The following is a 22,464-nucleotide window of genomic DNA, read 5'->3' on the forward strand; positions in this document are numbered from 1 at the left end:
CTCTTTCCTACTCGATTTCGACCGGCTTCACACCATACGGAGCCAACCCCGCGGCTCCGCCGTCGGGGGCCGTGAGAACCCAGATGCCTCCATCATGGACGGCGACGCTATGTTCCCAGTGGGAGCCGGCTGAACCGTCGACCGTGGAGACGGTCCACTCGTCGTCTTCGACGAACGTCGCCTCGGAACCTGCGACCACCATCGGCTCGATGGCCAGCACGAGGCCGGGCTGGATGCGAGGGCCCGGATCCGGCACGCGGTAGTTGAACACCGAGGGCGCCTCGTGCATCTTGCGGCCGATTCCGTGGCCGACGTAGTCACGCAGGATGCCGTACTCCCCCGCGGCGGTAATGTGATCCTCGACGGCGGCGCCGATCTCACCGATGTGGCGTCCGGTCGCCATCGCGGCGATCCCGGCCCACATGGAGCCCTCCGTGACCCGTGACAGCTCCTGCCGCGCTGCGACGAGCTCGGGCCGCTCGGGATCGGGCAGGACGATCGTGATGGCCGAGTCGCCGTTCCAGCCGCGGAACTGCGCTCCCGCGTCGATCGAGACGATGTCGCCGGCCGCGAGCACCCGGTCGCCGGGGATCCCATGGACGACCTGCTCGTTGACGGACACGCACGTCGTGTGACGGTAGCCGCGCACGAGCTGGAAGTTCGACTCCGCACCGCGGCCGGTGATCACGGCGGCAGCCGCCGCATCCACGTCAGCCGTCGTCACGCCGGGGGCGATCATCTCCCGCACCGCCTGCAGAGCGGCAGCAGTGATCAGCCCCGGCTCGACCATCTGACGCAGTTGCGCCGGGGTCTTGTAGATGGAGCGTCGCAACACGGCTCAGGATGCCGGCGTCAGCCCGCGTGCGATCAGAGCCGTGAGGATGCGCTCGGTGATCACGTCGAGGGAGCCGATGCCGTCGATCGCGACGACGAGGCCGCGCTCGCGGTACACGTCGAGGATCGGCGCCGTCTCGTTCTCGTAGATGCTCAGCCGGTGCGCGATGACCTCGGCCGTGTCGTCCGTACGACCCTGCTCCGCGGCACGCTTGGTCAGACGGGCGATGCTCTCGTCGCGCGGCACGTTCAGTTCGATCACGGCGTCGAGGCTCTCGCCTCGCTCCTCCAGGAAGGCGTCGAGGTCGCCCACCTGGCCGAGGTTGCGGGGGTAGCCGTCGAGGAGGAAGCCGGGAGCCGCGTCGTCCTGGGCGAGCCGGTCGCGCACCACGGCGCTGGTGAGCTCGTCGGGGACGAGGTTCCCCGCCGCGATGATCGCCTGCACCTGCTGGCCGAGAGCGGTGCCCTCGGAGATGTTCGCGCGGAACACGTCGCCCGTCGACACCGCCGGAACGCCGAACGCCTCGGCGATCCGCACGCCCTGCGTGCCCTTGCCGGAGCCCTGGGGCCCCACGATCAGCAGGCGCGCGGTCATCGCAGGAGCCCTTCGTAGTGGCGCTGCTGCAGCTGCGCGTCGATCTGCTTCACGGTCTCGAGTCCGACACCCACCATGATGAGGATCGAGGTGCCGCCGAACGGGAAGTTCTGGTTCGCACCCACTGTCGCCAGGGCGATCAGCGGGATCAGAGCCACCAGACCCAGGTAGATCGAGCCCGGCAGCGTGATGCGGGTGAGCACGTAGTCGAGGTACTCCGCCGTGGGACGGCCGGCACGGATGCCGGGGATGAATCCGCCGTACTTCTTCATGTTGTCGGCGACGTCGACCGGGTTGAACGTGATCGCGACGTAGAAGTAGGTGAACCCGACGATCAGCAGGAAGTACAGCAGCCAGTACAGCGGGTGGTCGCCACGCGTCAGGTAGTTCTGGATCCACACGACCCAGCCCGGCAGTGCGCCGTCGGCATCCGGAGTCTGGTTGAACTGCGAGATCAGCGCGGGGATGTACAGCAACGACGAGGCGAAGATGACCGGCACCACGCCCGCCATGTTGACCTTGATCGGGATGTACGTGTTCGTCCCGCCGTAGGTGCGGCGGCCCACCATCCGCTTCGCGTACTGCACCGGGATTCGGCGTTGGGACTGCTCGACGAACACGACGAGGGCCACGATCACGACACCGACTGCGAGGACGAGCAGGAAGACCTCGAAACCGCGGGCCTGCCAGATCGACCACATCGCGGCCGGGAAGGTCGCAGCGATCGAGGTGAAGATGAGCAGCGACATGCCGTTGCCGATGCCGCGCTCAGTGACGAGCTCGGCGAACCACATGATGAGGCCGGTACCGGCGGTCATCGTGATGATCATGAGCAGCTGGGCCCACCATGCGTCGTTGGTCAGCAGCTGCTCGCAGGAGGCGACACCGGTGTTGCCGAAGAGCTGGCCGCTGCGCGCGACGGTCACGAGGGTCGTGGACTGCAGCAGGGCGAGGGCGATCGTCAGGTAACGCGTGTACTGCGTCAGACGCGCCTGGCCCGACTGCCCCTCCTTGTAGAGGGTCTCGAAGTGCGGGATGACCACGCGCAGCAGCTGGACGATGATCGTCGCGGTGATGTAGGGCATGACACCCAGCGCGAAGATCGACAGCTGAAGAAGCGCACCGCCCGAGAAGAGGTTGACGAGCGAGAGCACGCCCTGCGTGTTCGACGTGTCGGCGAGACACGACTGAACGTTCGGGAAGTCGACGAACGGCGACGGCACATGTGCACCGAGACGGTACAGCACGATGATGCCCAGGGTGAAAGCGATCTTCCGACGCAGGTCAGGCGTGCGGAACACGCGCGCGATGGCGCTGAACACGTGGATTCCTCCAGAAAGGGTTCCCGGCGCAGGAGGCGCACAGATCACCAGGGTATCCCACCCCGCGCGTGACGAGCGGCCGCATCCTCCGGGTATGCGACAGGGGCCGGAGAGATCCTCCGGCCCCTGCACGCGGCTTACTTGACGGTGCCGCCCGCGGCGACGATCTTCTGCTCAGCGGAGCCGGAGACCTTGTCGACCTCGACGTTCAGCTTCACCGAGATCTCGCCGGTGCCGAGCACCTTGACCTTCTCGTTCTTGCGAACCGCACCCTTGGCGACCAGATCGACGACGGTCACGTCGCCACCGGACGGGTACAGCTCCGCGAGCTTGTCCAGGTTCACGACCTGGTACTCGACGCGGAACGGGTTCTTGAACCCGCGCAGCTTCGGGGTGCGCATGTGCAGCGGCATCTGCCCACCCTCGAAACCGGCCTTGACCTGGTAGCGGGCCTTCTGGCCCTTGGTGCCACGGCCGGCGGTCTTACCCTTGGAGCCCTCACCACGACCGACGCGGGTCTTGGCGGTGTTGGCCCCGGGGACGGGACGAAGGTGGTGCACCTTCAGCACGCCCGGACGCGCCACGGCGACGTCCTTCTTCTCCGCCTTGGGCGCAGCGGCCTTCTTGGCGGCGGGCTTACGGGTCGTCTTGGCAGCGGCCTTCTCAGCCGCCTGCTCGACGTTCTCGTTCTCAGCCATTAGTCGATCTCCTCAACCTTCACGAGGTGAGCGACGGCCTTGACGTAACCGCGCGTCTGCGCGTCGTCGGGGCGGACGACCGAGTCGCCGATCCGCTTGAGGCCGAGGCTGCGCAGCGTGTCACGCTGGTTCTGCTTCTCGCTCACCTTGGACTTGACCTGCGTGACCTTCAGACGCTGAGCCATCAGGCACCTACCTTCGATGCGGCCGCGGCCTCAGCCTCGGCGCGAACCAGACGGGCCGGAGCGACCTGGTCGAAGTCGAGGCCACGACGGGCAGCCACCTGACGCGGCTCCTCGAGCTGCTTCAGGGCCTCGACGGTCGCGTGCACGATGTTGATCGTGTTCGACGAGCCGAGGGACTTCGAGAGGACGTCGTGGATACCGGCGCACTCGAGCACGGCGCGCACGGGGCCACCGGCGATGACACCGGTACCGGCAGCGGCGGGACGCAGCAGGACGACGCCCGCAGCGGCCTCACCCTGAACCGGGTGGGGGATGGTCGATCCCGAGCGGGGAACGCGGAAGAAGTTGCGCTTGGCTTCCTCGACACCCTTCGAGATCGCCAGCGGGACCTCACGGGCCTTGCCGTAGCCGACACCCACCACACCGTTGCCGTCACCGACGACAACGAGAGCGGTGAAGCTGAAGCGACGGCCACCCTTGACGACCTTCGACACGCGGTTGATGGTCACGACGCGCTCGAGGAACTGGCTCTCCGAGCGGTCGCGCGACCCGCGGTCACGCTGGTTGGCGTTGCGCTCACGGCCACCGCGACGCGGCTCCCGCTCACGCTCGGCGGGCGCCGTCTCCGTCGCCGCCGCCTGAGTGGCATCGGTCACTTCGGTCTCCTGGTTGGTGTTCGTTGCATCGCTCACAGGTTCAGCCCTCCTTCGCGGGCGCCCTCGGCGATCGCGGCGACACGACCGGCGTAGCGGTTGCCGCCACGGTCGAAGACGACGTCAGCCACGCCGGCAGCCTTCGCGCGCTCGGCGACGAGCTCGCCGACCTTGCGGGCCTTCGAGGTCTTGTCGCCGTCGAAGCCACGCAGATCGGTCTCGAGGGTGGACGCACTGGCCACGGTGTGGCCCTTGCTGTCGTCGACGACCTGCACGAAGACGTGGCGGGCCGAACGGGTCACGACGAGGCGGGGGCGCTCGGCGGTGCCGACGATCTTCTTGCGAAGACGCGAGTGGCGACGAGCGCGGGCCTCGGACTTGGAAGTCACGGCCATGGTTACTTACCAGCCTTTCCGGCCTTGCGCCGGACGACCTCGCCGGCGTAGCGCACACCCTTGCCCTTGTACGGCTCGGGCTTGCGGATCTTGCGGATGTTGGCAGCGGCCTCACCGACGGCCTGCTTGTCGATCCCGCTCACGGTGAGCTTGTTGTTGCCCTCGACCGTGAACGTGATGCCCGCAGGCGGGTCGACCAGGACGGGGTGCGAGAAGCCCAGCGCGAACTCGACGGACGAGCCCTTCTGCGCGACGCGGTAACCCGTACCGACGACCTCGAGGCCCTTGGTGTAGCCCTGGGTGACGCCGATGATGTTGTTGTTGATGAGCGTGCGGGTCAGGCCGTGAAGCGACCGCGACTCGCGCTCGTCGTCGGGGCGGGTGACGAGAACCTGGTTCTCCTCCACCTTGACCTCGATCGGGTGGGCAGCGGTGAGCGTGAGCTCACCCTTGGGGCCCTTGACGGAGACATCCTGGCCGGACACCGAAACGGTGACGCCGGCGGGGATGTCGATGGGAAGACGTCCGATACGCGACATATCAGGTCACCACACGTAGGCGAGGACTTCCCCACCCACGCCCTTCGACTCGGCCTGACGGTCCGTGAGGAGGCCAGAGGAGGTGGACAGGATCGCGACGCCGAGGCCGCCGAGGACCTTGGGGATCTCGGTCGACTTCGCGTACACGCGGAGGCCGGGCTTCGACACGCGCTTGATGCCGGCGATCGACCGCTCGCGGTTCGGGCCGTACTTCAGCGTGAGCGTCAGCGTCTGGCCGACACGCGCATCGGTGACCTCCCAGCCGGAGATGTAGCCCTCCTGCTGGAGGATCTCGGCGATGTGGGTCTTGAGCTTGGAGCTCGGCAGCGACACGGAGTCGTGGTGCGCCGAGTTCGCGTTGCGCAGACGGGTCAGCAGATCTGCGACCGGGTCTGTCATCGTCATGATGGTTTTCCTTCGTTCACCAGGTTTCGACCGCCGTTACACGACGGCCGACCTGTGGTGGATGCCGACGGATGCCGGCACGGGGGTGTTACGCCTGAGCGTCCGCCTGGCGGAACGGGAAGCCGAGGTGACGCAGCAGAGCGCGGCCCTCGTCGTCCGTGTTCGCCGTGGTGACGATCGTGATGTCGAAACCGCGGACGCGATCGATCTTGTCCTGGTCGATCTCGTGGAAGACCGACTGCTCCTGCAGACCGAACGTGTAGTTGCCGTGGCCGTCGAACTGGCGCTCGTTCAGACCACGGAAGTCGCGGATGCGGGGCAGCGCGAGGTTCACGAGACGGTCGATGAACTCCCAGGCGCGGTCGCCGCGCAGGGTGACGTGCGCACCGATGGCCTGTCCCTCACGCAGCTTGAACTGCGCGATCGACTTGCGGGCCTTGGTGACGACCGGCTTCTGGCCGGTGATCTTGGTGAGGTCGTCGACCGCGCCATCGATCACCTTGCTGTCGCGAGCTGCCTCGCCGACACCGGTGTTCACGACGACCTTGACCAGACCGGGGATCTGCATGACGTTCGCGTAACCGAACTCGTCCTGCATCGCCTTCTTGATCTCGGCGTTGTACTTCTGCTTCAGGCGGGGCTGGGTCTTGCCAGCCTCCGCGGCAGTGGCGGTGCTCATCAGAGGTCCTTACCTGACTTCTTCGCGTAGCGCACGCGGACGGTGCGCTTGACGCCGTCCTTGACCTGCTCCTCGACACGACGGCCGACACGGGTCGGCTTCTTGGTCGAGGGGTCGACGAGTGCGACGTTGGAGATGTGGATGGGGGCTTCGGTCGTCTCGATGCCACCGGTCTTGGTGCCGCGCTGGGTCTGGCCGACCCGCGTGTGCTTGGTGACGTAGTTGACGCCCTCGACGATGACGCGGTTCTGCTCGGTCAGGACCTTGCGGACCTTGCCCTGCTTGCCGCGGTCGCCGCCCTTGTCCTGCTTCTTACCAGTGATGACCTGAACCAGGTCACCTGCCTTGATCTTGGCCATGAGGGTCAGATCACCTCCGGAGCGAGCGAGACGATCTTCATGAACTTCTTGTCACGAAGCTCACGACCGACCGGGCCGAAGATACGGGTGCCGCGGGGCTCCCCGTCGTTCTTCAGGATGACGGCGGCGTTCTCGTCGAACTTGATGTAGGAACCGTCGGGACGACGGGTCTGCTTGACGGTGCGGACGACGACGGCCTTGACCACGTCGCCCTTCTTGACGTTGCCGCCGGGGATCGCGTCCTTGACCGTGGCGACGATGACGTCGCCCAGGCCGGCGTAGCGCCGGTTGGAGCCGCCGAGCACACGGATCGTGAGCAGCTCCTTGGCGCCGGTGTTGTCGGCGACCTTGAGGCGGGATTCGTTCTGAATCACTTGTTACTCCTTGGGTTCCAAGTAAGCCCGAGGCTTACTTGGCCTTCTCGAGGATCTCGACCAGGCGCCAGCGCTTGGTGGCGCTGAGCGGGCGGGTCTCGTTGATGAGCACCAGGTCGCCGATGCCGGCGGTGTTGCCCTCGTCGTGCGCCTTGACCTTGGAGGTGCGGCGGATGACCTTGCCGTAGAGCGGGTGCTTCACACGGTCCTCGACCTCGACGACGATGGTCTTGTCCATCTTGTCGCTGACGACGTAGCCGCGGCGTGCCTTGCGGTAGCCACGGGCGCCGGCGTCACGGACGTCGTGCTCCGAGCTCTCGTGCCCAGCGGTCTGCTCGACCTCTGCAGCCTTCTTCGTGGTGGCCATCACTCAGCCTCTCCTTCGGCGGCGGCCGAGGTGTCCTCGGTCTTCTTCGCCTTCGTCTTCTTCGCCTTCGCCGGCTCAGCGGCGACGGGCGTGGCACGGATGCCCAGCTCGCGCTCGCGGATCACGGTGTAGAGCCGCGCGATGTCGCGCTTGACCGCACGGATGCGGCCGTGGCTCTCGAGCTGGCCGGTGGCCGACTGGAAGCGCAGGTTGAACAGCTCTTCCTTGGCCTTGCGCAGCTCCTCGACGAGGCGCTGGTCTTCGAACGTGTCGAGCTCGCTCGGGGCGAGCTGCTTGGTGCCGATCGCCATTACGCGTCGCCCTCCTCGCGCTTGATGATGCGTGCCTTCAGCGGCAGCTTGTGGATGGCACGGGTCAGCGCCTCGCGAGCGAGCTGCTCGTTGACGCCCGCGACCTCGAACAGGACGCGGCCCGGCTTGACGTTCGCGACCCACCACTCGGGCGAGCCCTTACCCGAACCCATGCGGGTTTCGGCGGGCTTCTTGGTCAGCGGACGGTCGGGGTAGATGTTGATCCACACCTTTCCACCACGCTTGATGTGACGCGTCATGGCGATACGAGCGGACTCGATCTGACGGTTGGTCACGTAAGCGGGGGTCAGCGCCTGGATACCGAACTCGCCGAACGACACCTGGGTGCCGCCGGTGGCCTGGCCGTCACGCTTGGGGTGGTGCTGCTTGCGGTACTTGACCTTGCGGGGAATAAGCATCAGGCAGACGCTCCTTCTGCGACGGGGGCCTCGTTGCGGGGGCCACGACGGCGGTCGCCACCACGGTCGTCGCGACCGCGGGACTTCGGTGCGTTGGCCTGCTCGCGAGCGAGTTCCTTGTTGGTGAGGTCGCCCTTGTAGATCCAGACCTTCACGCCGATGCGGCCGAAGGTGGTCTTGGCCTCGTAGAAGCCGTAGTCGATGTTCGCACGCAGGGTGTGCAGGGGCACACGGCCTTCGCGGTAGAACTCCGAACGGCTCATCTCGGCGCCGCCGAGGCGGCCGGAGACCTGGATGCGGATGCCCTTGGCGCCGGCGCGCTGAGCGCCCTGCAGGCCCTTGCGCATCGCGCGGCGGAAGGCCACACGTGCGGAGAGCTGCTCGGCGATGCCCTGCGCGACGAGCTGAGCGTCGGCCTCGGGGTTCTTGACCTCGAGGATGTTCAGCTGGATCTGCTTGCCGGTGAGCTTCTCGAGGTCGCCGCGGATGCGCTCGGCCTCCGCACCACGACGGCCGATCACGATGCCGGGACGCGCGGTGTGGATGTCGACGCGCACGCGGTCACGGGTGCGCTCGATCTCGATGTTGCTCACGCCTGCACGGTCGAGGCTCGACAGCAGGAGCTTACGGATCTTGATGTCCTCGGCCACGTAGTCGGCGTAGCGCTGTCCGGGCTTCGTCGAGTCCGAGAACCACCGCGACACGTGGTCGGTGGTGATGCCGAGGCGGAAGCCGTACGGGTTGACTTTCTGTCCCATTACTTGCTCGCCTTCTTGCTCTGGGCCGGGGCGGTCTCTGCCACCTCGGGCGTCGCCAGGACGACGGTGATGTGGCTGGTGCGCTTCTTGATCTGGAACGCTCGGCCCTGGGCGCGGGGCTGGAAACGCTTGAGCGTCGTGCCCTCGTCGACGAACGCGTTCTTGACGAACAGATCCTGCTCGTCGAAGAACTCGCCTGCCGCATCCGCCTTCACACGGGCGTTCGCGATCGCCGAGGCGACCAGCTTGTAGATGGGCTCGCTGGCGCTCTGCTGCGCGAACTTCAAGATCGCGAGAGCTTCTTCAGCCTGCTTGCCCTTGATGAGAGCGACGACACGACGAGCCTTCTGAGGGGTCACGCGGATGTGTCGCACGCGTGCGATGGACTCCACCATTTCTTCTCCTCTGCGTCACCGCGTCAGCGGCGACGGCCCTTCTTGTCGTCCTTCACGTGGCCGCGGAAGGTGCGGGTGGGCGCGAACTCGCCCAGCTTGTGGCCGACCATGGTCTCGCTCACGAACACGGGGATGTGCTTGCGACCGTCGTGGACTGCGATCGTGTGACCGAGCATCGCGGGCACGATCATGGATCGGCGCGACCAGGTCTTGATGACGTTCTTGGAACCCGCCTCGTTCTGCGAGACAACCTTGCGAAGCAGGTGCTCGTCGACGAAGGGGCCCTTCTTCAGACTGCGTGGCATCTTCTTGACTCCTACTTGCGCTTCTTGCCGGCGGTGCGACGGCGGACGATGTACTTGTCGCTTTCCTTGTTGGCGTGGCGGGTGCGGCCCTCGGCCTTACCCCACGGCGTGACCGGGTGGCGTCCACCGCTGGTCTTGCCCTCGCCACCACCGTGCGGGTGGTCGACCGGGTTCATCGCGACACCGCGGACGGTCGGGCGGACGCCCTTCCAGCGCTTGCGGCCGGCCTTGCCCCAGTTGATGTTCGACTGCTCGGCGTTGCCGACCTCGCCGATCGTCGCGCGGCAGCGCGCGTCGACGTTGCGGATCTCGCCGGAGGGCAGACGAAGCTGCGCGTAGGGACCGTCCTTCGCGACCAGACGCACGCTGGCGCCGGCGGAGCGGGCCATCTTCGCGCCGCCGCCGGGGCGGAGCTCGATGGCGTGGATGACGGTACCGGTGGGGATGTTGCGCAGCGGCAGGTTGTTGCCGGGCTTGATGTCAGCGCCGGCGCCCGACTCCACGATGTCGCCCTGCTGCAGCTTGTTGGGCGCGAGGATGTAACGCTTCTCGCCGTCCACGTAGTGCAGCAGCGCGATGCGCGCGGTGCGGTTGGGGTCGTACTCGATGTGAGCGACCTTCGCGTTGATTCCGTCCTTGTCGTTGCGACGGAAATCGATCACGCGGTACTGGCGCTTGTGGCCACCACCGATGTGACGCGTCGTGATGCGGCCCTGGTTGTTACGTCCACCGGTCTTGCTCAGCGGGCGCAGCAGGGACTTCTCGGGCGTCGATCGCGTGATCTCGGCGAAGTCCGCCACCGACGAGCCGCGACGACCGGGGGTCGTCGGCTTGTACTTGCGAATAGCCATAATCTGTGTCCTCTATCCCGACCGTCAGCCGACTGCCGTGAAGATGTCGATGGTGCCCGACTTCAGGGTGACGATGGCTCGCTTGGTGTCCTTGCGCTTGCCGATGCCGAAGCGGGTGCGGCGGGCCTTGCCGACGCGGTTGATCGTGTTGACCGAAGCGACCTTGACACCGAAGATCTTCTCGATGGCGAGCTTGATCTCGGTCTTGTTGGCGCGGGTGTCCACGTAGAACGTGTACTTGCCCTCGTCGATCAGCCCGTAGCTCTTCTCGGAGACGACCGGCTTCAGGATGATGTCGCGCGGGTCCTTGTTGACGGCGGTCATGCCGAGACCTCCTCGGTGGCGGTCCGCGACGCGACGAACGCGTCGTAGGCGGCCTTGGTGAAGACGATGTCGTCGGAGACGAGCACGTCGTAGGCGTTCAGCTGGTCGAAGGCGAGCACGTGGACGTACGCGAGGTTGCGCACGCTCAGCAGGCTCAGCTCGTCGTCACGCTCGATGACGACGAGGACGTTCTTCGCGGGGGTCAGCGCGCTCAGCACCGCGGCAGCGGCCTTCGTCGAGGGAGCACCCTCGACGCCGAACGAGTCGACGATGTGCAGACGCTCGCCGCGAGCACGGTCGCTCAGCGCGCCCAGAAGGGCGGCCGCGATCATCTTCTTGGGCGTGCGCTGCGAGTAGTTGCGCGGCTTCGGACCGTGGACGATGCCACCGCCGGTCATGTGCGGCGCACGGATCGAGCCCTGACGGGCGTTACCCGTGCCCTTCTGCTTGAAGGGCTTGCGGCCGGCACCGGAGACCTCGCCACGACGCTTGGTCGAGTGCGTGCCCTGGCGAGCCGCCGCGAGCTGCGCGACGACGACCTGGTGGATGAGGGGGATGTTCGTCTTGACGTCGAACAGGGCGGCGGGCAGCTCCACGGAGCCGGCCTTCTTGCCGTCTGCCTTCACGACGTCGAGCGCGAGAGTCGAGTCAGCCATGTTCTCAGGCACCCTTCACTGCGTTGCGGACGTAGACGATGCGGCCACGAGCGCCGGGCACAGCGCCCTTGACGAGCAGCAGACCCTTCTCGGCGTCGACGGCGTGCACCGTGAGGTTGAGGACGGTCACGCGCTCGCCACCCATGCGGCCGGCCATGCGCATGCCCTTGAAGACGCGGCTGGGCGTCGACGAGGCACCGATGGAACCGGGCTTGCGGTGGTTGCGGTGCGCACCGTGCGAGGCGGAGACGCCCTTGAAGTTGTGGCGCTTCATGACACCCGCGGTGCCCTTGCCCTTGCTGGTGCCGACGACGTCGACCAGCTTGCCCGCTTCGAAGACACCGTCGACCGTGAGCTCCTGACCGAGTGAGTAGTCAGCGGCGTTCGCGGTGCGGATCTCGGTGACGTGGCGGCGCGGCGTGACGCCGGCAGCCTCGAAGTGGCCCTCGAGGGGCTTGGTGACCTTGCGGGGGTCGATCTGACCCGCAGCGATCTGAACGGCGTTGTAGCCGTCCTTCTCGGGGGTGCGGATCTGCGTGACCACGTTCGGCGTGATCTGGATGACCGTGACGGGGACGAGCTTGCCCTGCTCGTTCCAGACCTGGGTCATGCCGAGCTTGGTGCCCAGGAGGCCCTGGGAGATCTTGGAGTTGATGTCAGCCATGTCGAACCTCAGAGCTTGATCTCGATGTTGACGTCGGCCGGAAGGTCGAGACGCATCAGCGAGTCGACGGCCTTGGGCGTCGGGTCGATGATGTCGATGAGGCGCTTGTGGGTGCGCATCTCGAAGTGCTCGCGGCTGTCCTTGTACTTGTGGGGCGACCGGATGACGACCACGACGTTCTTCTCGGTCGGCAGCGGCACGGGGCCGACGACGGTGGCGCCGGCTCGGGTCACGGTGTCGACGATCTTGCGCGCCGAGCTGTCGAGCCCCGCGTGATCGTACGACTTCAGGCGAATGCGGATCTTCTGTCCCGCCATAGTCTGCTCACTCTCTTTCTCGCGTCATACCTCTGAGGGCATCGGACGCACGGTGACGCTTGCGCGCCGGGCACTTCTCCCGCTTTCGCGGTGATGCTGCACCACTGTTCTCGTGTCAAACCGACGTCTTCCGACGCCGGCCCCGCACTCCACGCGCAGTGCACGCCCGTTTCCGGGAAGAAGTGTGGGAGATGTCGTTCTGCTGCCCGCGGCCTAGACCCCGCGCTCGAGGCGCTGATCTATGCACTGCCCTGGCAGTGATCCGGGCAGCAAAGCACCCGGAATGTGGAACCTGACTAGTCTACGTGTCGCCCGGGCGTGTCGCAAACTCGGGCGTGTCGGAGCGGCGTGTCGAGGAGAACGACAGAACCCCCGGGCTTCAGCCCGGGGGTTCTGTCGTTGAGCGTGGTGTGTCAGGCGCCCTGGCGCTGACGACGCACCGCAAACACGGTGACCGCGAGGCCACCGAGCAGCAGCACACCGCCGCCGATCCAGACGCCCATCAGCGAACCGCTGTCGACACCGGTCGCGGGAAGACCCGTGCCGGAGCCGGTGCCGCCGCTTCCGGTGCCCACCGCGAAGCTGGTCGTCTCGGTCACCGTGACGCCGTTCTTCTGACCGGTGACCGCCACGTCGTACGTGCCGGTTGCGTTCGAGGGCAGCTTGACGTTGAATGACGCGTTGCCCGCTGCATTCGTCGTCGTGCTGAACGTCGGCGACGAGCTGACGGCCAGCTTGACCGAGGCCTGAGTGATGCCGGCGCCGTTCTCTCCGGTGACGACGAAGCTGATCGGCGTGTTGCCGTCGAAGGCGGTGGCGACGAGCGTCACCGTGCCGCCGGGGGTCGGGGCACCGGAGACAGCCGCCTCGGGCTCGCCGGGTGTGGGGACATAGGCCTGCGCTGCCGCGGGAGCGGCAACGAGGGCGGCAGCGGTCAGGATGACCGCTGCGATCTTGGTGCGAAGGCTCTTCATTTTCAACTCCGTGGGGGTGTGAGGCGCGGCCTCAATGGGTACCAGGATGGTCCGGGAGTTGGACTGAGGGACGAATCGCCCAGCCTACCCCCGCAGGCCACGCTAGCTCTTCTCCCAGCGCACTCACAAGTCGGGACCATGGTAAAGGTCTTTTCTTTACGTCTCCGTAACCTCACCGATCCACAGGATCAGTGGGCGGTCTTGCCCGGGGCGAGCACCGCCCGCACGGTGCGGAACAGGATGATGACGTCTTGGGTGAACGACCAGTTCTCGACGTAGTACAGGTCGAGGCGGATCGCGTCCTCCCACGAGAGCGATGAGCGGCCGCTCACCTGCCACAGCCCGCTCATACCGGGCTTCACCAGAAGTCGACGGTGCGCAGCCTCGTCGTAGAGCGCCACCTCGGCGTGACGCTGGGGGCGCGGACCCACGAGGCTCATGTCGCCCGCGAAGACGTTGAACAGTTGGGGCAGTTCGTCGATGGAGTGCTTGCGGATGAAGCGCCCGACGCGGGTGATCCGCGGATCGTTGACCACCTTGAACAGCGGCTCATCCGTCGTCCCCTGCAGATCGAGCAGCGAGGCGAGCTGGTCGTCCGCGTTCGCGACCATGGAGCGGAACTTGATCATTCCGAAGGGCTGCCCCAACCGGCCGATGCGCTCCTGGCGGTAGATGAGTGGTCCGCGGCTCTCTGCCTTCACGGCGATCGCCACGACGAGCATGAGGGGTGACGCGGCCACGATGAGCAGTCCCGAACCGACGATGTCGAATGCCCGCTTGAGGAAGCGCTTGGCGCCGTCCAGTTTCGGGAAGGAGACATGCACGAGGGGCAGCCCCGCGACAGGACGCGCGTGGATACGGGGACCTGCGACGTCGGTCAGAGCCGGAGCGACCACCCAGTCGACGTCGCGCTCCGCCATGGCCCACCCCAGCCGTCGCATCGTCTTGGGGTCCAGGTCATCCGACCCCGCAGCGATGACGGTGTCGGCACGAACAGAGTCCACCACGGCTTCCGTGTCGTCGAAGGTCCCCAGAACCGGGACGGGTCCGATACGCGGGCCGAGACCCGCGTCCGTCAACGCACCGACAATGGCGATCCCGGTGCCTTCGGTCGTGTGGATCATGCGGACGACGTGCGCGACCTTGGCCGGAGATCCGATGACCACGGCGCGGTGAACGTATCGAGTGTGACGCTGCTGGCGTCGCAGCCACTGGCGCCACACCCAGCGCGAGAGAATCAGCAGCGCCGCCCCCACGGGCAGCGCGAACAGGAAGAGCGAACGCGCCAGGTCGATGCGGAGGAAGAAGCAGGCCGCGAGGATGAGCCCGAATGCGAAGAGGGATGCACGGATGATCCGCTGGTACTCCGTGAAGCCGTGCCCGACGATGTGCCGATCGCGGGAGTCGACGGCATCGAGGGTGACGAGCCAGATGACCCCGACGACCACGACGACCACCCAATAGGGAACAGTCGGGCCTCCGGGCCAGTCGAGGTTGTCAGCCGCCTCGGGAAGCCAGAGCGCGTAGGTGCTCAGAGTCGCCACCACGACGGCGAAGTCGCTGAACAGCAACCTGCCTGCGTAGCGGCGAGGCCATTTCAGTGAACGGACGGAGCCGGTTCGCTCGACGGGAAACGACATCGCCGCACTTCCGCTCTGCGCGGAATGAGCTTCCACCGTCACATGGCCCCCTCAACTCGGCGCGCACACCCCCGCACACGCTTTGTCAACAGTCTATTCATATGACGGTCGTTGCTGTAATGGGGCGCTGCTCACTGCCCCGGTCGGGTCGCGGCCAGTGCGTCGCAGGATGCGTCGATGGAGATCGGCGTATCCCCCACACCCGCGGAGCGTCGGATGCTGATCGGCCCCTGCGCATCCTCGGGAATCGTGCTCGTGAACTTGATCGTGCGCGATTCGCCCATCGGCACCACGAGCGTGCGACTCTCTCCCGCGCGGCCGCTGTCGACGCCCGATCGATCCCACCCATCGAGGTCGCTGGTCGCCGGGTCGCTGCCGACGATTGTGGATCCAGGCGGAGCGATGAACAGAAGGTCGAGCAGCATGCTCGTGCGCGGAATGCCGAGACCTGGGTTACGCCAGCTGAGAGTCCATCCCGAGAGATTCGCCGAGGGGACGTTGTTGTGCACCGTCGTCGTCGTCGTCATAGTTCCCGCAGCAGCGTCGCATGTGACGGCGATCCCGGTGCTCATGTAGTAGCTGAGCTTGTCGTAACCGGCGTCGTTGACGAACATCCCGATCTCGGTGCCGTGGGAGTTGTCTGTGGCCAATGCTCCAGAGACGCCCAGAGTGGTCGCCAGCGCCTCCTCCTTCTCACGCGGGAACCAGAGGAAGACGCGCTGTTCGGCGACGCCCCGCGAGATCTGATCGAACATCGACAGCGGATCCCACGATCCGGAGACGACGGCGCCGAACACGCCGCCGGCCACCGCGGCGAAGTACGTGTCGGCTGCCGCACCGTCCATGCCGAATCGCTCGTAGGCATCGCTCAGAAGGACCTTGACCGCGTTCTCGGACGTCAGCTGCTGCCCGTCGATGATGTCCACGGGTCCCGTTGCTTGGAGCATGTAGGAGAGCACGACGGGATCGATCGAGATGACGCCGTCGATGTCCTCGCCCATCGTCTTCTGCCAGAGAGCGCGGAACATCTCCGCCGTCGTGGGGAAGTTGGGCGTTCGATTGTAGTTCTGCGCGAACGTGGTGAAGTCGTTCTCGTACAGCGCCGTCGTCTCCTCGGGCAGTTCCACGTAGCTGCGTCCTGAAGTGCCGTGCTCGTCGTACGTGGCCGCGCTTGCCTGGTTGCCCATCGAGATCTTGCCGTTGTCGACGGTCAGGAGGAAACTCGTCGCCGCGTTGCCGCCCGTCGCACGAGATTCCGCGTTGTTCTGGAAGAGCACCAAATAGTGTCGGGGCCCCTCGGAACCTGCCATCTGAAGCAGATTCGGAAGATACTCCTCAAGCAGCGCCACTGACGGCGCTGCCTTATCGATCACGTCGACGAGCTGACCAACTGCTTTATCCACAACGGGGAGTAGCTGAGAACGATCCACTCCACTCACAGCGCTTTGAGCACGCGAGAACGCATTGCTGATCTCGGGCAACACACTCTGCGCCTGCGCGAACGGTGCGAGATTGAATCCGCCGCCCTCGACGGTCAGATTGTGGACGTCCATGGAATCGACAAGCTCCAGCCCCGCCGGCAGCGCGTCGTTGACGAGGATGTGGGTCGCTTCGGTGGCATCCCGCACTGCCGCAACGTTCTGTCCGACCAGTGGAATCGTCGACATCGCGGCCCACAACGGGCTATTGACGGTGGCTTCGGCCCGCGACGAGAGTTCGGTCACGCGGGCGACAGTCGCGTTAGCGCTCGCTGAGTTGCCCGCTCGGACCTGGTCGAGGGCGGCACTGAGCTGCCCCTTAGCGGCGAGGAGGTCGTCGCGTACTACGAGAGCTTGGGTCACGAACACGCCACCGCCCACGGCGAGCGCCACTACGAGCGAGAGCAGCCCACCGACGATCCACGGCCAACGACGCGATCGACGCGGCGGCTCTTTCGAGGTGACCGCCGCCTCTCTTAGCGCGCGCCGTGACACCGGGGTCACTCCGGGCCGGACTCCGCTATTCGACACTCATCGCTCCTCAGCCCTAGACGCCAGTTCGAGCGGGCATAACCAGTTCGACCGGGCGCACCCTTCACCGTAGGCCACGATTATCGCGAATATCGTGAGGCTCACGAGCGCGTTGCCCTCAACCAGCGAATAAAGCCGATGACCTGGTACGCCGCAACGAGCAGTTCGGCGAACGCGAGCCCCCACAGTAGCCCCCCGCCCCCTGCCATGGCCGACAGGACCACCATGGCGGACAGCCCGACCGTCGCTCCGAGCACTGCTCCTTGCGCGACGGTGCGCGCCCGCCCGATCAACGTCAGGCACGCGAGTCCGACGATCTGCGTGACGACGACAGCGCCGACCGCGACGCCGACCGGCACGGCGAGATCCGCCCCAACCTCGATCGCACCGCCCGACAGAACCCAGCCGGCGAAGGGGATCGCTGCTGCTGCGGTCGTGCCGACAACCGCACCGATACTCCCCGCAGCCCAGACGGCGATCGTCAGCCGTCGACGTTGTAGCGTCGGACCCGCTGCCGGGATCCATCCCTGGAAGACCTGCAGGAAAGGCAGCAGCGCGTTCATGATCGCGGTGTATAGACGATATGCGAGCGCAAGGGGTTCCACCGCGTCGGGCACAAACCACCCCGCCAGGATGGGGGGCGTACCGCCATAGAGATTCGCCGTGCCGGCCGTCACAACCGCGTAGCGCTGCGATCTCATTTCGGCGGCAGCAGCAGCCCAAGTAAACGGCGCGGGGCGGGGCGCGCCGTGGAGTGCAACGGCGTAGCTCGCGACTAGTCCGCACAATCCGAGGGCGAGAACGACCAAAGCATAGGCAATGACCGAAGACGTCAATGCCGCGGCGACTACACCCACGACGACCCCCGCTGCACGGGGTAGTGTGTCGAGTCCCAATACGCGCAATGGCTGCGACTGTCCGACGAAGTACCAGACTGCCCCGAGCGGCTGCAGGAGGTAGCCGAGCGTGACCAACGCGGCCGCGAGCGGGTTCAACCCGGTCAACAACACAGCAACTGCGACCGCAATCGGAGCAATGACAAGGAACAGCAAACCGCGGATCCGCACGGAGTTCTGAAGCTGCCCTCGGCGCAGCTCCGGCGCCGCCGCGGCGATCATCGATGGGCCGGTCAGGTTCCACCCAAAACCGACGATCACGCCAGCGATACCCGCGATCGATTGCGCAACGACGATTCCCGCCCAATCAGCGGGGCCGACGACGTGCACGAGCGCCGGAATCGAGAGGATGTTCACCGTCAAATTGATCACGGTGCTCGATCCGAACGACACGAGTTTGCCGAGAAACCGTCTCACGTCAGCTCATCCGAGGTAGGTCCGCACAGTCCGGGCGGGCGCGCCGACCGCGATGCCGCCCGGCGGGACGTCGCGCGTGACGACGGCACCGGCGCCGATCACGGCGTCGTCACCGATAGTGACGCCGCCGAGGATGATCGCGTTGTCACCGATCCAAACGCGGTCCCCGACGATGATGCGCCCGCGGGCACGCAGAGAACGATCGACGGGAGCGGGCATCGCACGGAGCATCCCGACCACCCCCCGGTAGTCGCCGTGATCGTGGTCGACGATCGCGACGTTGCGGCCGGTCAAACAATCGTCGCCGATCGCAACGGACTGAACGGCTCCGACGTGAATTCCTCCCGAGGAACGGAAGCGGGCTCCGATCGTAATCGACGAGGCGAACTCATCGCCTGCATAGTTAGTGACAGCCTCGAGCCACACCGGGCCACGGCTGTCGAAGTCGACTCCGACACGGATCCGTTTCCGTCCGATGATCTGGCTGCCGGATGGCACATGCGCGCCCTGCCAGCCCAGCATTCGACCCTGAGTCCTCGCGACGGCCGAGCGGACGCCGCGACGCACGGTGTCGACGCCCTCCCAGAGCGCCACGATCAGCGCCGAATCTGACTGCGACGGAGCAGGGAGCCACGCACACGCCCGAAGACCGACGGCAAGGCTCGCTTGAGACGACCAAAGGTGTCGGGAAAGGCGTACTTGAAGGCGATAGCCGCATCCGTGGACATCGTCTGAGTCTGGCTACGCAGCGAGCGCCGGCGCCATGCGGCGAACTCTCTCCGCCACGAAGGGTCGAAGGCCGAGGGCGGGTCGGCGGCGGTCGGGTCGGTGAGATCGCGTCGATACGCCCGACGCAGACGCTTGCTGAGCCCACGCCCGTTGGAGTCCTTGTCGTAGCCATATGCAGGCTGCGCGCCGAGCTCGCGCTGCGCGGCCAACAGAACCTCTGCGTAAGAACGACTCAGCGTCAACAGCGCATCGTTGCCGAGCCCCTTGTCTCGGAGGTCGATGTTCTGCCGCACGCTGATGGCCTCGGGGTCACGCGGATCGAAGCCGGAGAAGTGCATGAGTCGCACAGGATCACCATTCGAGGCGATCTCGTACTCGTCGGCTCGGACGACAATCTCACGTTCTTGAAGATTCCAATGCCCGATGTTGTATCCACGATGGCGTAGCGAGTGTGCCGCGAACATCACAGAGCCAATATCTGTCCACTTCTGGTCAACGAAGAGACCTAGCAGCGGATAGATGAGGCACTCCCGCTGGAGGTGCGACCACCACCAATCGAGGAAGGGCGCTCCCGCGGGACCCACAGCACAGAAGCCGAGGTTGTGCACCCCCACGGTCAAGGTGTTGATCTCCGACGTGAACGTCTCCCCCGGCGGGATTGGCTCGAGGATGTGGGGCGTCAAGACGACGCCGAACTCATCGATGAGCGCGGGGAGCTCGTCAAGCGGTGACACCACCTGCATGTCCGGATCGAGGTACACGGCGCGCTTGTAGGACTCGAGCAGGCGCTGCAGGAAACGGGGCTTGACGCCGGTCGAAAGCTCCACCACGTCGTAGATCATCGCGAGGTTGTGCACCTCACGGTCGCCGAGCCCCAGGTAATCGAGTCCGACAAACTCGCAGTTGTCCCGCGGCGCGATCGATGAAGGGACATCGCCGTCCACAACCATGATCTTCAGCTCGCGCCCTGGCTCCACTCGAGCGACGCTCTCCTGAAGGGCCAGTGCTTGCGGAAGATAGTTCCTTGCGACGATCGTGCAATAGACGATCGATTCGGTGTCGTGCGCGCGGCGCATGTGTCCCTCCTGACGCACCCACAGTCCACTGCTAGCGCGCATTCCCCAAAACGCACACCGCCGGAAATCGAGTAGGTTGGCGGAGTGCCGCTCACCATGCTAGCTCAGCGCATTCCCGCGGCTTCTCACGTGCTCGTACTGGTCGCGCTCGCAACCGTATCGTGGGATCGACTGCTTAACATCACCATGTTCGGCTTCAACGTCAAGGTCCCGACGGTCTGCTTCGCCGCCGCACTGAGTCTCGCGCTCCTAGCCCGCCTTCGCGCCTCAACCTCCGACCACAGGCCGGCGAAGGCCCTGCCGCCCGCGCTGCCACGACATCTCTGCCTGCTGATTCTTGCTGCTCTCGCAATGCTCATGATCGGAGCGCTCATCAGCCGTCGTCCGGTGCCCGGACTACTCCAGATAGTGACGGTCATCCTCGGCGCCGTCGTACCGCTGGCCGCGTGCGTTTATGCCATCAGTTCACGATCTCGCCTGATCACCGCACTCGACGCCTTCATCTGGGGCGGAGTGGCCGCCGCTGCCTTCGGTGTTTACCAGTACGCGGCTGGCATCTCAGGTTGGCCCCAGCTGATCCCGTACGAAGATCTCGGCGGGGGTCTGCCCCGAATCTCCTCGTTCCTGTACGAGTCCGGATACTTCGGCTATTTCATGGTGCTCGTGATCTCCGCGGTGGTGGCCCGCCACCGGCTCGCCCCAACCGGGTTCTTCCTCCGAGGAAGCATCCCGCTCGTGGTCGCCCTGGTGGCCGTTACACTGCTCGCGAACACGAGGGCTGCCTACCTGACGCTGCCGCTGCTTGGAGTTCTTCTCGTTCTCAGCCGCCCGCGACGACTCCCCCGCACACGTACTTTAGTGGTTGCAGCCACGGCGGCTGTCGTAGTGGCCGGGTTAATCCTGATCGTGTTCCCCACGCTGACGCATTTCCTCTTCGAGCGAGTGGCGTCGATCCTTGATCCCACAGAAGTGAGTTCGAACGCGCCGCGACTCGCCGTCACCTCCGGTGTGCTGCGGATCCTGGCGGACAACTTCTGGCTCGGCATCGGCCCGGGGAACCTGTTCGCCTATGCGCCGGAGTATGATCTCGTGATCGCTGGCAGTTCGCCGAACACTGTCGTCGCCAACAATGCGTACCTCCAGGCACTCCTGGACGGCGGCCCGATGGTTCTCCTGTTACAAGTTGCGATTGCTGTGGCACTGCTTCTCGTGACCTTCCGCTGGTCGCGCCCCGTGGCGAGCGCCCTAGCGACCGGCTGGCTCGCCGTCGCGTCCGTCGCGTTCGTGGGAACGTCGTACTTCTGGGACTTGAAGCTCTGGGCCGTAGCTGGGCTCGCGCTCGCAGCCGCCGCGGTCGCCCCGAGAGCCGAGGTCGAGGCCCGACCGGACCTCGATGACACCGCACCAACGGCTTCAGCCGAGCGCGCCGCCTAACGCGGCGTCCACGCGCGCGGCGGTCGCCTCCCACGTAAATGCTCCCGCGAGGTCTCCGGCGACGTCCGCTCCAGAGATCATGGACGTCGACATTGCTGCGGCCCACGCCTCGGCATCCCGCTCAGACGCGACGGCTTCGCCGTCGGCTCCGACAATCTCCGCGACCGACGGACATCCTGCCCAGTACAGCACCGGAGTACCACAGCGCACGCTTTCCAGCGCAGGCAACCCAAACCCCTCATGCAGCGATGGGAAGACAAGCGCCACTGCCCCTCGATAGAGACAGGCGAGTTCGGCGTCATCGACGCCTGAGAGCAACGAAAGGCGATCGGCGACACCGTACCGCACGGCCCGCGTCCTGCACTCCTCAAGCTCGGCTACGGGCACCACAACGACGCCCCTCACGGGCACGAGAGCGAGAGCACCGAGGAATGAGTTGATGTTCTTGTGCGCCCGCATGTTGCCGACAAACAGGAAGTAGGGCTCATCCTCGACGTGCGCATCGCCGTCGCGGGTGAAGGCGTCAGAGCATCCGCCTCGCGTGTTCACGATCTCGACATCATCGTCGCGCAGCCATGTACGGATGTCGTTCGCCGATGCCTCGGAGACCGTGAACACCAGACCGCTTCGCCGCACGAGCGCTCTCGCGGCCGCGTAATAGCCCTTGTATTTTAATCCCTCTACGCCGGGCACCCGAAGGTGAATCAGGTCATGGATCGTGACGAACTGCCGCCGCACGCCGAGGAACGTGTTGTAGCCGGGGCTGTAGAGGGCATCGTCCCGCCCGACAGGAACGGAACGCAGGAGCTCCGTTGGCCCGGAGGGACGCCCTGAGAGCGCGAGTGAGCGCCACGGCGTGTTTAACCGGGCGAGCACTTCGGATG

General features: G+C 65.9%; 31 protein-coding genes. 1 reads left to right on the forward strand and 30 read right to left on the reverse strand.

The features are described from left to right. Positions 1-7: 7 nt before the first annotated feature. The 29 genes from map to EHF32_RS10120 form a co-directional block, all read right to left on the reverse strand. Entirely contained in the window at positions 8-790 is a 783-nt protein-coding gene (gene map, locus EHF32_RS09980) for a type I methionyl aminopeptidase (protein ID WP_238343849.1), read from the reverse strand. A 48-nt stretch (positions 791-838) separates the two neighbouring features. After that, positions 839-1,429, reverse strand: a complete 591-nt coding sequence (locus tag EHF32_RS09985; protein ID WP_137418034.1) for an adenylate kinase — start codon at positions 1,427-1,429, stop codon at positions 839-841. Beyond that, positions 1,426-2,751, reverse strand: a complete 1,326-nt coding sequence (gene secY, locus EHF32_RS09990; protein WP_137418035.1) for a preprotein translocase subunit SecY — start codon at positions 2,749-2,751, stop codon at positions 1,426-1,428. The genes EHF32_RS09985 and secY overlap by 4 nt, the downstream gene beginning before the upstream one ends. Positions 2,752-2,888: 137 nt before the next feature. Continuing rightward, on the reverse strand, positions 2,889-3,449 hold the full coding sequence (gene rplO, locus EHF32_RS09995; RefSeq protein ID WP_137418036.1) for a 50S ribosomal protein L15: 561 nt from the start codon (positions 3,447-3,449) through the stop codon (positions 2,889-2,891). Continuing rightward, the gene (gene rpmD / locus EHF32_RS10000) at positions 3,449-3,634 is read right to left on the reverse strand and encodes a 50S ribosomal protein L30 (RefSeq protein ID WP_137418037.1); all 186 of its coding nucleotides are present in this window, start codon (positions 3,632-3,634) and stop codon (positions 3,449-3,451) included. Before rpmD ends, rplO begins: the two co-directional genes overlap by 1 nt. Further along, positions 3,634-4,326 (reverse strand): 30S ribosomal protein S5, encoded by a 693-nt coding sequence (rpsE, locus tag EHF32_RS10005; protein ID WP_137418038.1) that lies wholly within the window; start codon positions 4,324-4,326, stop codon positions 3,634-3,636. The genes rpmD and rpsE overlap by 1 nt, the downstream gene beginning before the upstream one ends. Further along, positions 4,323-4,682 carry a 50S ribosomal protein L18 gene (rplR, locus tag EHF32_RS10010; protein ID WP_137418039.1) on the reverse strand — a complete coding sequence of 120 codons (360 nt, stop codon included), beginning with the start codon at positions 4,680-4,682 and terminating at the stop codon, positions 4,323-4,325. The genes rpsE and rplR overlap by 4 nt, the downstream gene beginning before the upstream one ends. Positions 4,683-4,684: 2 nt before the next feature. Then, positions 4,685-5,221, reverse strand: coding sequence for a 50S ribosomal protein L6 (gene rplF, locus EHF32_RS10015; RefSeq protein ID WP_137418040.1), 537 nt, complete (start codon positions 5,219-5,221; stop codon positions 4,685-4,687). A 6-nt stretch (positions 5,222-5,227) separates the two neighbouring features. Next, complete coding sequence (gene rpsH, locus EHF32_RS10020) at positions 5,228-5,626, reverse strand: 30S ribosomal protein S8 (protein ID WP_137418041.1); 399 nt, start codon at positions 5,624-5,626, stop codon at positions 5,228-5,230. Between the two features lie 88 nt (positions 5,627-5,714). Then, positions 5,715-6,305: a 50S ribosomal protein L5 gene (gene rplE, locus EHF32_RS10025; RefSeq protein ID WP_137418042.1), complete on the reverse strand. Its 591-nt coding sequence runs from the start codon at positions 6,303-6,305 to the stop codon at positions 5,715-5,717. Continuing rightward, positions 6,305-6,664 carry a 50S ribosomal protein L24 gene (gene rplX, locus EHF32_RS10030; RefSeq protein ID WP_137418043.1) on the reverse strand — a complete coding sequence of 120 codons (360 nt, stop codon included), beginning with the start codon at positions 6,662-6,664 and terminating at the stop codon, positions 6,305-6,307. Before rplX ends, rplE begins: the two co-directional genes overlap by 1 nt. Positions 6,665-6,669: 5 nt before the next feature. Beyond that, entirely contained in the window at positions 6,670-7,038 is a 369-nt protein-coding gene (gene rplN / locus EHF32_RS10035) for a 50S ribosomal protein L14 (protein ID WP_045246799.1), read from the reverse strand. Positions 7,039-7,072: 34 nt separating this feature from the next. Next, positions 7,073-7,405 (reverse strand): 30S ribosomal protein S17, encoded by a 333-nt coding sequence (gene rpsQ / locus EHF32_RS16175; RefSeq protein WP_137418044.1) that lies wholly within the window; start codon positions 7,403-7,405, stop codon positions 7,073-7,075. After that, entirely contained in the window at positions 7,405-7,716 is a 312-nt protein-coding gene (rpmC, locus tag EHF32_RS16180) for a 50S ribosomal protein L29 (protein ID WP_137418045.1), read from the reverse strand. Before rpmC ends, rpsQ begins: the two co-directional genes overlap by 1 nt. Next, the gene (gene rplP, locus EHF32_RS10050; protein WP_137418046.1) at positions 7,716-8,135 is read right to left on the reverse strand and encodes a 50S ribosomal protein L16; all 420 of its coding nucleotides are present in this window, start codon (positions 8,133-8,135) and stop codon (positions 7,716-7,718) included. Before rplP ends, rpmC begins: the two co-directional genes overlap by 1 nt. Continuing rightward, positions 8,135-8,893 (reverse strand): 30S ribosomal protein S3, encoded by a 759-nt coding sequence (rpsC, locus tag EHF32_RS10055; RefSeq protein ID WP_137418047.1) that lies wholly within the window; start codon positions 8,891-8,893, stop codon positions 8,135-8,137. The genes rplP and rpsC overlap by 1 nt, the downstream gene beginning before the upstream one ends. Continuing rightward, positions 8,893-9,288 (reverse strand): 50S ribosomal protein L22, encoded by a 396-nt coding sequence (gene rplV / locus EHF32_RS10060; protein ID WP_137418048.1) that lies wholly within the window; start codon positions 9,286-9,288, stop codon positions 8,893-8,895. The genes rpsC and rplV overlap by 1 nt, the downstream gene beginning before the upstream one ends. A gap of 23 nt (positions 9,289-9,311) precedes the next feature. Beyond that, positions 9,312-9,593, reverse strand: coding sequence for a 30S ribosomal protein S19 (gene rpsS, locus EHF32_RS10065; protein ID WP_053546372.1), 282 nt, complete (start codon positions 9,591-9,593; stop codon positions 9,312-9,314). Between the two features lie 11 nt (positions 9,594-9,604). After that, positions 9,605-10,444, reverse strand: coding sequence for a 50S ribosomal protein L2 (gene rplB / locus EHF32_RS10070; protein WP_137418049.1), 840 nt, complete (start codon positions 10,442-10,444; stop codon positions 9,605-9,607). Between the two features lie 24 nt (positions 10,445-10,468). Continuing rightward, positions 10,469-10,768 carry a 50S ribosomal protein L23 gene (gene rplW, locus EHF32_RS10075; RefSeq protein ID WP_137418050.1) on the reverse strand — a complete coding sequence of 100 codons (300 nt, stop codon included), beginning with the start codon at positions 10,766-10,768 and terminating at the stop codon, positions 10,469-10,471. Beyond that, entirely contained in the window at positions 10,765-11,424 is a 660-nt protein-coding gene (gene rplD, locus EHF32_RS10080; protein ID WP_137418051.1) for a 50S ribosomal protein L4, read from the reverse strand. The genes rplW and rplD overlap by 4 nt, the downstream gene beginning before the upstream one ends. 4 nt (positions 11,425-11,428) lie before the next feature. Beyond that, on the reverse strand, positions 11,429-12,088 hold the full coding sequence (gene rplC, locus EHF32_RS10085; RefSeq protein WP_137418052.1) for a 50S ribosomal protein L3: 660 nt from the start codon (positions 12,086-12,088) through the stop codon (positions 11,429-11,431). A gap of 8 nt (positions 12,089-12,096) precedes the next feature. Beyond that, on the reverse strand, positions 12,097-12,405 hold the full coding sequence (rpsJ, locus tag EHF32_RS10090; RefSeq protein WP_045246810.1) for a 30S ribosomal protein S10: 309 nt from the start codon (positions 12,403-12,405) through the stop codon (positions 12,097-12,099). Between the two features lie 413 nt (positions 12,406-12,818). Then, positions 12,819-13,379 (reverse strand): LPXTG cell wall anchor domain-containing protein, encoded by a 561-nt coding sequence (locus EHF32_RS10095; RefSeq protein ID WP_137418053.1) that lies wholly within the window; start codon positions 13,377-13,379, stop codon positions 12,819-12,821. A 188-nt stretch (positions 13,380-13,567) separates the two neighbouring features. Continuing rightward, entirely contained in the window at positions 13,568-14,950 is a 1,383-nt protein-coding gene (locus tag EHF32_RS10100; protein WP_238343680.1) for a sugar transferase, read from the reverse strand. Between the two features lie 200 nt (positions 14,951-15,150). Beyond that, a complete protein-coding gene (locus EHF32_RS10105; protein ID WP_137418055.1) occupies positions 15,151-17,028 on the reverse strand; it encodes a DUF4012 domain-containing protein in 1,878 nt (625 codons plus the stop codon). 101 nt (positions 17,029-17,129) lie between these two features. Then, positions 17,130-18,341, reverse strand: coding sequence for a hypothetical protein (locus EHF32_RS10110; RefSeq protein ID WP_137418056.1), 1,212 nt, complete (start codon positions 18,339-18,341; stop codon positions 17,130-17,132). Between the two features lie 6 nt (positions 18,342-18,347). Further along, positions 18,348-18,935, reverse strand: coding sequence for an acyltransferase (locus tag EHF32_RS16185; protein ID WP_137418057.1), 588 nt, complete (start codon positions 18,933-18,935; stop codon positions 18,348-18,350). 2 nt (positions 18,936-18,937) lie between these two features. After that, complete coding sequence (locus EHF32_RS10120; protein ID WP_137418058.1) at positions 18,938-20,146, reverse strand: hypothetical protein; 1,209 nt, start codon at positions 20,144-20,146, stop codon at positions 18,938-18,940. Between the two features lie 129 nt (positions 20,147-20,275). Here EHF32_RS10120 and EHF32_RS10125 point away from each other — a divergent pair, with 129 nt between their 5' ends. Next, entirely contained in the window at positions 20,276-21,580 is a 1,305-nt protein-coding gene (locus tag EHF32_RS10125) for an O-antigen ligase family protein (RefSeq protein ID WP_161594087.1), read from the forward strand. Here the strand turns inward: EHF32_RS10125 and EHF32_RS10130 are convergent. Next, entirely contained in the window at positions 21,560-22,318 is a 759-nt protein-coding gene (locus EHF32_RS10130) for a glycosyltransferase family 4 protein (RefSeq protein WP_137418060.1), read from the reverse strand. The two genes, EHF32_RS10125 and EHF32_RS10130, sit on opposite strands and share 21 nt — an antisense overlap. Positions 22,319-22,464: the final 146 nt, after the last annotated feature.

The organism is Microbacterium sp. RG1, from assembly GCF_005347485.1.
Taxonomy (GTDB): Bacteria; Actinomycetota; Actinomycetes; order Actinomycetales; family Microbacteriaceae; genus Microbacterium; species Microbacterium binotii_A.

Bases quoted from the DNA above. Each gene is read 5' to 3' on its own strand.
- EHF32_RS10120 (WP_137418058.1), bottom strand. From the start codon at position 20,146: ATGCGCCGCGCGCACGACACCGAATCGATCGTCTATTGCACGATCGTC.
- rplE (WP_137418042.1), bottom strand. From the start codon at position 6,305: ATGAGCACCGCCACTGCCGCGGAGGCTGGCAAGACCCAGCCCCGCCTG.
- rplX (WP_137418043.1), bottom strand. From the start codon at position 6,664: ATGGCCAAGATCAAGGCAGGTGACCTGGTTCAGGTCATCACTGGTAAG.
- rpmD (WP_137418037.1), bottom strand. From the start codon at position 3,634: ATGGCTCAGCGTCTGAAGGTCACGCAGGTCAAGTCCAAGGTGAGCGAG.
- rplC (WP_137418052.1), bottom strand. From the start codon at position 12,088: ATGGCTGACATCAACTCCAAGATCTCCCAGGGCCTCCTGGGCACCAAG.
- rplB (WP_137418049.1), bottom strand. From the start codon at position 10,444: ATGGCTATTCGCAAGTACAAGCCGACGACCCCCGGTCGTCGCGGCTCG.
- rplP (WP_137418046.1), bottom strand. From the start codon at position 8,135: ATGCTTATTCCCCGCAAGGTCAAGTACCGCAAGCAGCACCACCCCAAG.
- rplD (WP_137418051.1), bottom strand. From the start codon at position 11,424: ATGGCTGACTCGACTCTCGCGCTCGACGTCGTGAAGGCAGACGGCAAG.
- rplW (WP_137418050.1), bottom strand. From the start codon at position 10,768: ATGACCGCCGTCAACAAGGACCCGCGCGACATCATCCTGAAGCCGGTC.
- rpsC (WP_137418047.1), bottom strand. From the start codon at position 8,893: ATGGGACAGAAAGTCAACCCGTACGGCTTCCGCCTCGGCATCACCACC.
- rplF (WP_137418040.1), bottom strand. From the start codon at position 5,221: ATGTCGCGTATCGGACGTCTTCCCATCGACATCCCCGCCGGCGTCACC.
- rpsH (WP_137418041.1), bottom strand. From the start codon at position 5,626: ATGACGATGACAGACCCGGTCGCAGATCTGCTGACCCGTCTGCGCAAC.
- rpsQ (WP_137418044.1), bottom strand. From the start codon at position 7,405: ATGGCCACCACGAAGAAGGCTGCAGAGGTCGAGCAGACCGCTGGGCAC.
- EHF32_RS09985 (WP_137418034.1), bottom strand. From the start codon at position 1,429: ATGACCGCGCGCCTGCTGATCGTGGGGCCCCAGGGCTCCGGCAAGGGC.
- rplV (WP_137418048.1), bottom strand. From the start codon at position 9,288: ATGGTGGAGTCCATCGCACGCGTGCGACACATCCGCGTGACCCCTCAG.
- rpsS (WP_053546372.1), bottom strand. From the start codon at position 9,593: ATGCCACGCAGTCTGAAGAAGGGCCCCTTCGTCGACGAGCACCTGCTT.
- EHF32_RS10095 (WP_137418053.1), bottom strand. From the start codon at position 13,379: ATGAAGAGCCTTCGCACCAAGATCGCAGCGGTCATCCTGACCGCTGCC.
- rpsJ (WP_045246810.1), bottom strand. From the start codon at position 12,405: ATGGCGGGACAGAAGATCCGCATTCGCCTGAAGTCGTACGATCACGCG.
- rplR (WP_137418039.1), bottom strand. From the start codon at position 4,682: ATGGCCGTGACTTCCAAGTCCGAGGCCCGCGCTCGTCGCCACTCGCGT.
- map (WP_238343849.1), bottom strand. From the start codon at position 790: ATGGTCGAGCCGGGGCTGATCACTGCTGCCGCTCTGCAGGCGGTGCGG.
- rplO (WP_137418036.1), bottom strand. From the start codon at position 3,449: ATGGCTGAGAACGAGAACGTCGAGCAGGCGGCTGAGAAGGCCGCTGCC.
- rpmC (WP_137418045.1), bottom strand. From the start codon at position 7,716: ATGGCGATCGGCACCAAGCAGCTCGCCCCGAGCGAGCTCGACACGTTC.